This window comes from Marivita hallyeonensis, from assembly GCF_900129875.1.
GTDB classification, from domain to species: Bacteria; Pseudomonadota; Alphaproteobacteria; order Rhodobacterales; family Rhodobacteraceae; genus Marivita; species Marivita hallyeonensis.
This window is the reverse complement of record NZ_FQXC01000018.1, coordinates 1-1364: the sequence shown is the minus strand read 5'-3', so window position 1 is coordinate 1364 and position 1364 is coordinate 1. Positions and strand designations below refer to the sequence as shown.

The following is a 1364-nucleotide window of genomic DNA, read 5'->3' as shown; positions in this document are numbered from 1 at the left end:
ACATAAAACGTGTGTGGATGCCCCGTTTACTGTGAGTGAATTCTAAGCTTTGGAACGCCTGATCGGGTGCAGTCATGTGTCCGGCCTCTGAAGTGCCGCAACACAGGCGGCGGGCCCTTATGGAGATGCGAGGCGCGGGTCCCAATCACATTAACGGGCTCGAAGGCCGCCGTTTTATCCTGGTTTGTCCGCTGCCGATCTCATGATCGTCGTGTTCCGTAACTTGTCCTTCGTCCTCTCAGTCCTGCCGGTATCCTGACTGCGCCGACTTAGGCGGCAGCCCGAATGTCATAGTCGCACCCTTTGGTGAGCATTGCCCAAAGACGTCGTGCCATCCGATTGGCCAAGGCAACCGCCACCACCATGCGCGGTCGTTTTGCAAGCATACGGGCGAGCCATGGGTCATCGCAATGGCCTTTGCGTTCGCTCGCACTTATGACGGACATAGCTCCAACGATCAGGAGCTTTCGCACGTCACGCTGACCCATTTTCGTGATCCGCCCAAGCCGATCCTTACCGCCTGTTGAATGTTGTCGCGGCACTAATCCCAGCCAGGCCGCAAAATCCCGACCCTTGCGAAAATTCTCTGTCGGTGGACAAAAGGCCTGAACGGCCATGGCTGTCATGGGTCCAATGCCAGGCATGGTTTGCATGCGTCGCGCTCTTTCGTTTCGCAACGCGCCTTTCTTGATCTTCACATCGAGGGCGGTGACCTCAGTATCGATGCTCTCGATCTGGCGCAGATACGCTTCCACGATGTTTGCGACGTCCAAAGGAGCAGCGTCCAATTCGGTCCGGCATCTTGATGCGAAGGCGTGTCCGTTGCGCCGTTGCTGGGGCAAGATTATCCCGTACTCCGCCAGATGTGCCCGTACCGCGTTGACCAATTGAGTGCGTTGCCGCACGAAAAGTTCGCGCGTGCGAAAGAGCACCGCCTGCGCTTGCTGGTCTTCGTCCTTCACCGCAACAGTTCGGATTGAGGGTCGGGACGCCGCTTCGGCAATCGCTTCTGCGTCGATGGCATCGTTCTTGTGCCGCTTAACAAATGGTTTGACGTAGAGCGGTGGGATCAAGCGCACGTCATGACCGGCAGCGCGGGCCATGCGTCCCCAGTGGTGAGCCGAGCTGCATGCTTCCATGGCAACGATGCAAGGCGGCAGGTCTGACAGCATTTTCTGGAACTGAGATCGGGTCAGTTTCTTCCTGAAGATAACATAACCATCATTATCAGCGCCGCATGCCGCGAACGTTCGCTTGGCCAAATCTACGCCTAAAATATGAAGCTCTGACATTGGTTTCCCTCCTTCTTTCTAAACCGAGTCCATTATGAAACGGCAGGAGGGGCATCCAATCCATCACATTAT

1 protein-coding gene is annotated in these 1364 nt (G+C 56.3%); it reads right to left on the bottom strand.

The window, feature by feature from the left end:
• Positions 1-269: 269 nt before the first annotated feature.
• Positions 270-1292, bottom strand: a complete 1023-nt coding sequence (locus BUA42_RS20785; RefSeq protein ID WP_072780267.1) for an IS110 family RNA-guided transposase — start codon at positions 1290-1292, stop codon at positions 270-272.
• Between the last annotated feature and the right edge of the window lie 72 nt (positions 1293-1364).